Raw genomic sequence first — 8161 nt, 5'->3', positions numbered from 1 at the left:
ATAGAGATCGCTGGCAGGATATGCCTTGCCGCCGCGAAACTGCTCCATTGGCGCATATCCTTCTGTGCCAATTCGGGTTCCCTGCTCTCCGGCAGACTCTTCGTTAATTTGCTTGGCAACGCCAAAATCGATCAGAATTAGGCGATCGTCTGACTGACGGCGCAAAATATTGGCAGGCGTAATATCTCGGTGAATCACCTGATGGCGATGAATAAAGCGCAGCACGGGCAACACATCCGAGAGCACATCCCGAATCTGTCGTTCGCTAAACGCCCCATTTTGCCGCATTTCTTGCAGCAGGCTTTGTCCCTCGACGAATTGCTGCACCAGATACAGGTAGCGTTCCTGCTCAAAATACGCTAGCAGCGTTGGAATCTGGGAATGCTCACCCAGTTCGTCCAACCGTACCGCTTCCTGGTTAAAAAGCTGAACCGCCTTATCCAAAGACTTCGTTCCCTGAATTTGCGGCGAAAACTGCTTGATCACACATTTGCTGTTCAGTCGATCTTCGTCAACTGCCAAATACGTCTTGCCAAATCCACCTTGTCCGAGTGGCTGCACTGCCCGATACCGACCTCGCAGGCGGATCAGAGCATCGCCGCAGCCTTGACAGATTGTTTCACTTGCGGAGTTGAGCGGTTTCTTGCAGTGAGGATTGAGACAGCAAATCATAGCGGGTAGTGCACTCAGGCGAAGGGTTGTTTCCTAATCTTTCCTCCTAACCTCAAGATGCCCAAACCAGGCAGTGTAACGGGCAGAAGGTAACGTAAATCGGGCAGCGACAAGATCATGAATTGCCCCAGTCATTCTCCCAACGGGAACCCACGCTCCAGCGGACAATTTCAATGTTTCTCAACATCGTTTCTCAACATAGAGCCAGTTCAATGCTCTGGATAGTTTGACAGCTTGGCATCAAACCTTGGCATTCCTTAGCATTAACCTCAGCACTTCCTTGAGAAAAATTCTTTTAGCACAGTAATTGCTCTAGCCTAAATCTTAAATTTAATCATAGGCTGGATACTACATTCTGAAGCGATCGCACTCTACAAAAATCGCCGCTTTTCCCTAGCCCTTCTCCTCTAGCTTGGCATTCCTTGGGGCACTCCTCTGGGCAGTTACCTGCACGATCGCCTGACGAAAGCCCAGCACTACCAGCACATTTGCCAGCGTCAAAAATGACTCTGCACTGCCATGCAACCAGTCCACATTAGCAAGAGCTTCACCGTAAGCTACTTTTGCGTAAATTCCCGCAGGAATCGTCACACCCACAAACACCAGCGTCATATAAAAGCCAATCAGGGCAAGCCGGGGCATTTGGTGCGAACGAGTGAGAAACCAGAGGAAACCAAGATAGGGGAACAGGGATAGACCAAATAGGGTTTCGGGAGTCATGCGATCGGGGTGTCCTTACGGCTTTGCCAGATCCACCAGCCTGCAGCGCACAGGGTGAAATTACCAATCAGCGTAGTTGCAGCTTGCAGCATCACCAGCCATTCCAGCGCAGGGCTGTTATCAAAAAAGTGCCAGGTACAGGCACACATCGCGCTAATAAGCGCAGGCAGCATCCCAAACGAGAGGGCACGCCATGCAGAATTGCGGCTTACCTCGCTATAAGTCCAGATCAGCCAGATGGCGGCGATCCACTCAATCACGCTGGAGACATGAATCATCCAGGTGGGAATCGAAAGGGCGTGCATGAGGGGGCATGGATAAAACAATCAGTTTGTATTGTAGCTTGCGAGCCCGAACCAGGCTCTATCCGTTTCTCAATGCCCATCTAGCAGCGAACCAGAATCAAAGCGAACCAAACCTGAGGAAAATACCTGCGAAAAATTACAGAGGCTTCATAATTTCGGGTGATTGCATAAAAAACTGCTGCTAAAGCAGACAACGGAATTTCGATCGAAGAAAGTAGTGATGTAATCTTCACTACGAAATACTTTGCTGAATCTACGGAGAGTCGCGTTGACCTGCTCTCCTGATTCTCGCATTGTGATTCACACCTTTCCTTGTTCTCCATTCATTCCTCAGCCCCAATGTCTATGCCTGCTATGTCCCCTAAAGTTCGCCTGGAATCTTACCTGACGCTGGAAGAGTTAAAGAATCGCTATAAGCAAACCAAAGACCGGATTGAAGCACGTCGCTGGCATTTGCTGCTGCTGGTGGCACAACAATGGACGATCAAGCAAGCCTCAGAACTGGTTGGGCTGAACTACGACTACGCCAAAACGATCGTGCGCCGCTACAACAGCGAGGGACCGGAATCCGTCCGCAATCGCATCAAAGAACGCCAACCCCCTACCCCCCGATCGCTGCTCACCCCTGAACAGCAGCAGGAACTCCGACAGGTGCTTCAGGGCACGGCTCCCGATGGAGGAAGCTGGTCTGGTCCCAAAGTTGCTCAGTGGATCGCAGAGAAGACCGGACGGGATCGCGTGTGGGCACAGCGCGGGTGGGAATATTTGCAGCGGTTTGGGAATTCCCGATAGCAGGGTGGATACGCGATTACTCCTCCACATCCCCACTCCTCATCCCTACTCCTCATTCCCCTACCCATTTACCCATCCACCCATCCACCCCCTCTCTCCAGTATTGTTTTAGGAGAAACGCACCCAGGGGAAGTCAAAAATGCGGGCAGTACTATGCGGCTACTATGGTATGGGAAATGGCGGCGACGAGGCACTGCTGGCAACGCTGCTGCAAATGCTGCCTGCTCACGTTGAGCCGATCGTACTTTCTGGCAATCCGATCGAAACTGAGAAGCAGTATCAGGTCGAAGCGGTACCGCGCAAATCCTTACCTGCGATCGTTCAAGCATTTCGCCGAGCAGATGCGTTTGTTTGGGGCGGCGGAAGCCTGATGCAAGATGCCACCAGTGCCCTAAATCCCTTTTACTATGGGGGGTTGATGCTGCTAGCCCAGCAGATGGGCTTACGCACGATCGCTTGGGCACAGGGTGTGGGTCCCTTACGGCGATCGATCTCTGGCTGGCTGGCACGTCAGTCTTTTCGAGGCTGTACTGCGGTGAGTGTTCGAGACAGTGCGTCGGCTTCACAGGTAGATTCCTGGCAAGTGCCGCTGACCCTGGCTCCCGATCCAGTCTGGGCACTGAAATCCCTGCCCGTTCCGGGTTTGTGGGATTTGCCTGCGCCCAGGGTTGCCGTTGCCCTGCGCTCCCACTCGCGCCTTACACCCGATCGCCTGACGCTGATAACCCGTGCCCTGGCAGATTTTCAGAAGGCAACGCAAACCTGTATTTTGCTCGTTCCGTTTCAGCCCGCCCAGGATCTCGCGATCGCCGAAGCGATCCAGCCGCAACTTCCGGGCGTGAGCCGTATTTTGACGCTGATCGATCCTCAGCAGCTCAAAGGCTTGTTTCAAGGAGTAGAGATGACGATCGGGATGCGGCTTCATGCGCTGATTATGGCGGCGGCGGCGGAGTGTCGCTGTTATGCCATCAGCTATGATCCCAAGGTGAGCCAACTCATGCAGGATTTTGAAATGTCAGGTGCGACGCTGGACTCCCTGCCGACGACAGCGAGCGCGTTAACCCATGATTGGCTGGAGCTATTTGCCAATGGCGATGCCCTGAATCCAGCTCAAATTCAGGCAACGGTCGATCGAGCGCTGATTCATCAGGAAGTATTGCGATCGGCTTTACGTTAGGGGAGTCAAGTCAATTCAGCGGAGTGGCTGCGCCAGACGATCGAGCCACTTGCTTAACCGAGTCCTTAACTATAAGATGAGCGGCAGTAAGATGAGCGGCAGTCGGGCAACACCATTAACTAACTTATAAATCTGTTGCTAAACCGATTTTCTATGTTACTAAGTTAAGAGTCTCAGTGAAGCGTGTGCGGCAGGCTGGACTGAGATTGGGTGATCTGAAGAAAGTTGAACAGCCGAAGTAGAGGAAATCTTCCCTATTTCAAGCGAATTCGGCAAGATTTGAGGATTGGTGTGCTGTTTCTCAGATGTGTTGTTTCCTAATAGTCTGTGTCGATCAAGATGGTGTGAGTTTAGCCGGACGGAGTCTGCCGTGCGGTGAAATTGAGCTTAGGTGATGCGTGCCCTTGTGAGTGGAAGCTATGAGTGAACCGAATTTCCCTTTGAAGCCTCAGGCAGAACCAGGACTAGAATCTTCCCTAGACTGGTGGAATCCTTTTCCCGAACTGACCGATTCTGAACTGGCAAAGACCGAAGCAACCTGCGAATCGCCAGACGTGCAGCCTTTAGCGTTAGATGAGTCAGCGTCGCAAGAAGTTCCCCTTACGGCCCCGGTTAACGCTTATGTTGCGCCTGTAGTCGTTAGCCCGTCGAGCGGGGTTAGCCCAGCAATCGCCAGTCCAGGGTCAGCATCAGGAAAGCCTGCGGCAAGCGAGATTTCTGAGTCGCTCACGGCTGCTCTGTCAGAACAGCTTCCCCAGTCATCTGAGCCGCCGAACCTGATTGATTTGATCAGCCTGATTCAAGAATTAAATCAATGTAATGGGGTGCTGCTCGATCGCGTTTCCCAGCTTGAAGAAGCCCTGGAACGCAGTCAACAAGCCCTAAAAGGACAAATCGAACGATCGCCTGAAGCGTTTGCTACTCCCCAGTCTGAAGATCTGGCAACAGCTCAGGCACAGATTGCCAACCTGTTTAGCCAGCTTGAATTTGCCCATCAAACCAACCAGCGACAGCACATCCTGATCGAAACGCTTACGGCAGAACTGGAAAGTAGCCAGGAGCGAGCTGCCCAGCTTGAGCGGGAGGCTGCCCTACTTCAGCAGCGATACAACGAACAGGTGCAGTCCTTAGTGCAGTCCGAAGGAACCTGCCGCGATTTGCAGGCAAGGCTTCAACGTCAGCAGCGATACACACTTCAGTTTAAAGCCGCGCTCGAAAAATGTCTGGAGATGCCGATGCCGCAAACGGACTCCAGCACAGAAATGATTGCTCCCCCGATCGATAGCCTCCTCCTGCCCAAAGCACAGCAGATTCAACCCTGGTCAAAGCCTGTTGTCCTGCAAGAGTCGCTGCTTCCCTGGATGAAGCGGTTCAAGAGTGCGGATGAACTGGCTTCCCTAGAGGCAGATCAGGCAGCGGCTGAAGTCGCAGAACTCCTGTCTGAAATTGCTCCGATCGAAGAACCAAAGGCGATTGAAGAACCTGTCCGCTCCAATCCAATCACAGTTCAGCTCCCGGTGCTTGCTCCGCTCAGTGCAACTGCATCAGATACCGCAGAAGATCAGCTCCAAGAGCAGGAAGTGTTTGTTGAGGCTGATCAAACTACCGCTCAACCTCAAGCAGAGCCGATCGCTTCGCAGTTTGCCGCAGAAGCTACTGCCTTAGAGCCAGCCCCTCCTGTCTCAATTAGCTACGACCTAAAGACCTCGGCTGAAATCTTGCCGTCGCCCGATCTGCTGACCCAATTGGATGCCGTCGTTCAACCGCTCGCCGATCACTTTGTGGAGGCTTTGCTGTCTCAGACGGTGGGTCCTCAAACCGTAAGTTCTCAAACCGTGAGTACAGAAGCGGCAGAAGCAGAAATGGCAGAAACCAAGCCAATGCAGGGCGAATCTCCTGAAATAATGGCTGTTGAATTGCCACTAGTTGAGTCTATTGCTGACCCCGATGACGTGATTGTTTCTGACGCCGATCGCCTGCTGGCTTCTGCAATGTCCGAAGCGGAAGATGCCCTCTGGCAAGACCTGGCGCGACTGATTGAGGTTGCTCCAGAAGAGGTAGTCAAAGCAAGTTTAACAGGCGATTTGACAGCGTTTGCATCACTCAATTTCGATGAGTCAGAACAGCCTGCCCAACCCTTAAATCCTCCCTCAATCAATCCTTCCTCGACTTCTGCCCCCCTCAATTCGAAGCCACAAACTGGTGTAACAGAACCTCAAATTTCAACACCGCCCACCGAACCAGCCACGCAGAAAAGCTCTATTCCAGCCCTGGCTGCTAACCCAAACGCGCCCTCACCGCTTTTGCATCCGTTCCGCCCTGTAAAGGCAAAGCGATCGCTGAGCAGTGTCGAACTTCCATCGTTTTTGCAGCAGGAAGACTCAAAGCCCCTGCCGACCTGAAGCCGCCTTACGCAGGTGTGCCAAAGTTCTGTGTCCAGTAGTAGCGGGACTGAACTGTACCGGAGTCTTGCTCCATCAAGAAAAATCCGACTCCCAGTTCCGTTAACTCTGGGTTGAGAATGTTAGCTCGGTGACCAGAACTCTGCATCCACGCCTGCACCACGTTCTCTGGTGTTGCATAGCCTGCTGCTACGTTTTCTCCTGCGCTGTCGTAGCCATAGCCTGCTGCCCGCAATCGATCAAATAGCGAAGAGCCATTCGAACCGGTGTGACCAAAGAAGTCATTCAACGCCATGTCCTGGCTATGAGCCAGCGCGGTTGCCGTTAACACAGAGTTCCAGCGCAAGGGCGACAACCCTGCCTGTGCTCGATATTGATTGGTGATGTCTAACACCGATTGGACGATCGGATCTGGGGCTTGAGGCAGAGGAAGCTGTAGGTTGGCCAGACCGACCTGAACGGGTTCCTGGTCGAGCTTCAATTGATAGCGCGTTTTGCCTTGCTGGCGCGAAACTCGCACATAGTAGGTTCCAGGACCGACCTCACGGCGAATGGTTTCGCTGGTGCGCCCAGGCTGGCTAGACTGACTCAACAGTTTGCCCTGCTGATTGAACAGTTCAAGATTTGCGTTCGCCTGAAGTCGGGATAAGGAAAGGTTCAGCCAGCCGCGCTGTTGGGAGTGAATTTTGTAAAGCCGCTCCGGGGTCAAAGAATTGAGCCGTCCGGTGCTGCTGTCCTCAGCCATTAGAACTTTAGCGGTACTAGCAGCTCTGAAATCTTTCGATCGCATACGCACTGTCTCTGCTCTAAGAACGGGCATTGCTAGTGTTTGTTCTGCGACGAAAAAAACAGTCAGTGTAATTGTCTAAAATTAGACTTTTTTTTGATACAGTCCGTACTTTTACGGCTTTGCTTCAACTCAGAACATCCTCGGATAAAGGCATATTTAATCAAACACTAAAGCTGAACTGCTTGAATTAATTGGTTTTTAGCGAGAAGCCCTTCAAGTAGAGATATTTGCAGAAAAAATCATTTCCTACGCGGTCATGTGACCAAAATCACATTCAACGTCTCAACCTACCGATAGAAGACAAATTTTGATTACCTGTTTCGATCGTTTGTTAAGCAGTTGTTTGAGCTTTGCAGTAGTATCCAACCGTGATACTCAACAGCAATATCTAATAAGTACCGACAGTTCGATCGCAATGCATGAATGACTAAATCTGCTTTGAAAATCGCGTTTCATCCGTGGGGGTGAGTATGGTGGTGAGCGCGATCGCAATCATGAGGTCTTCTGCATAAATTGAAGATCCCTATTACCCATTAAGCAACGCCCGTTTAAGCCACAAGTAAGCCACAATAAATAACGTTTTGAACGGGTAGAAAACGAATTAGTTTAATACATCTTAGATATACTATCAGATACTCTCCGTGCCAGAAAAAACACGGGTGCAGCGATAGCAGGGCGAATTATAGGAAACCAGGAAATCGAACGAATGAAGCGGGAAACAAGAAAACATCATCGCACCGATTCGTTTATGCGTTTGGCTATTGTGGGATTGACGGTGGGAGTGATTCTGGGTACAGTCACCCATGCCCTGCTCAATCGAATGCAGGTAAAGCAACGACTCGCCTGGGGAACTGTGAAACAACTGACCCTGACCTCAATTTCTCCAGGGGTGAATCAGGCTGTCGCAATGTTTCCACTTGCTTCGCCGACGCATCAACTCATACCCGTTTCTCCAAAAACAGATCGCATTACGATTAGTGCAGTCGGTGATCTGATTCCGGGCAGCAATTCTAAGGGCAGTCTTTTACCCGCAGAACCGGGAGAAGCACTAGCGCAGGAAACTCAGCTTTTGTTTGGCAAAATTAAGCCTTTTCTGGGGGAAGCCGACATCACTTTTGGCAATTTTGAAAGCACGTTGACGACTTATCCCTACAGCGCAAAAAATACGAGTCAGAGAATGACGTTTGCCTTTCGCACGCCGCCTGTGTATGCCCAAATGCTTAAAGAAATGGGATTTGATGTGTTAAACGTTGCGAATAACCACACGTTTGATTTTGGCGAGCCGGGATTTACAGAAACGATC

8 protein-coding genes are annotated in these 8161 nt (G+C 51.4%); 4 read left to right on the top strand and 4 right to left on the bottom strand.

Annotation, left to right across the window (positions count from 1 at the left end; translation table 11 throughout):
* The 3 genes from H6F80_RS15310 to H6F80_RS15300 form a co-directional block, all read right to left on the bottom strand.
* The coding region (locus tag H6F80_RS15310; protein WP_190792394.1) for a serine/threonine-protein kinase at window positions 1–672 on the bottom strand (672 nt) is incomplete at its 3' end.
* A gap of 393 nt (window positions 673–1065) precedes the next feature.
* Window positions 1066–1392 carry a DUF3593 domain-containing protein gene (locus tag H6F80_RS15305; protein WP_190792393.1) on the bottom strand — a complete coding sequence of 109 codons (327 nt, stop codon included), beginning with the start codon at window positions 1390–1392 and terminating at the stop codon, window positions 1066–1068.
* The gene (locus H6F80_RS15300; protein WP_190792392.1) at window positions 1389–1697 is read right to left on the bottom strand and encodes a DUF2499 domain-containing protein; all 309 of its coding nucleotides are present in this window, start codon (window positions 1695–1697) and stop codon (window positions 1389–1391) included. Before H6F80_RS15300 ends, H6F80_RS15305 begins: the two co-directional genes overlap by 4 nt.
* A 339-nt stretch (window positions 1698–2036) precedes the next feature.
* Between H6F80_RS15300 and H6F80_RS15295 the strand changes: the two genes are divergently transcribed.
* The 3 genes from H6F80_RS15295 (at window position 2037) to H6F80_RS15285 (ending at window position 6068) form a co-directional block, all read left to right on the top strand.
* Entirely contained in the window at window positions 2037–2489 is a 453-nt protein-coding gene (locus tag H6F80_RS15295) for a helix-turn-helix domain-containing protein (RefSeq protein ID WP_242067382.1), read from the top strand.
* A 139-nt stretch (window positions 2490–2628) separates the two neighbouring features.
* The gene (gene csaB / locus H6F80_RS15290; protein WP_190792390.1) at window positions 2629–3666 is read left to right on the top strand and encodes a polysaccharide pyruvyl transferase CsaB; all 1038 of its coding nucleotides are present in this window, start codon (window positions 2629–2631) and stop codon (window positions 3664–3666) included.
* 419 nt (window positions 3667–4085) lie between these two features.
* A complete protein-coding gene (locus H6F80_RS15285; protein ID WP_190792389.1) occupies window positions 4086–6068 on the top strand; it encodes a hypothetical protein in 1983 nt (660 codons plus the stop codon).
* A gap of 7 nt (window positions 6069–6075) precedes the next feature.
* On the opposite strand, the gene H6F80_RS15280 is transcribed toward H6F80_RS15285, so the two are convergent.
* On the bottom strand, window positions 6076–6888 hold the full coding sequence (locus H6F80_RS15280; protein ID WP_190792388.1) for a CAP domain-containing protein: 813 nt from the start codon (window positions 6886–6888) through the stop codon (window positions 6076–6078).
* A gap of 718 nt (window positions 6889–7606) precedes the next feature.
* Between H6F80_RS15280 and H6F80_RS15275 the strand changes: the two genes are divergently transcribed.
* The coding region (locus H6F80_RS15275; RefSeq protein WP_190792387.1) for a CapA family protein at window positions 7607–8161 on the top strand (555 nt) is incomplete at its 3' end.

The organism is Leptolyngbya sp. FACHB-711, from assembly GCF_014695615.1.
GTDB lineage: Bacteria > Cyanobacteriota > Cyanobacteriia > Elainellales > Elainellaceae > Leptolyngbya_A.
Note: the sequence above shows the minus strand (reverse complement) of the source record. Positions and strands in the feature narration are given on the sequence as shown.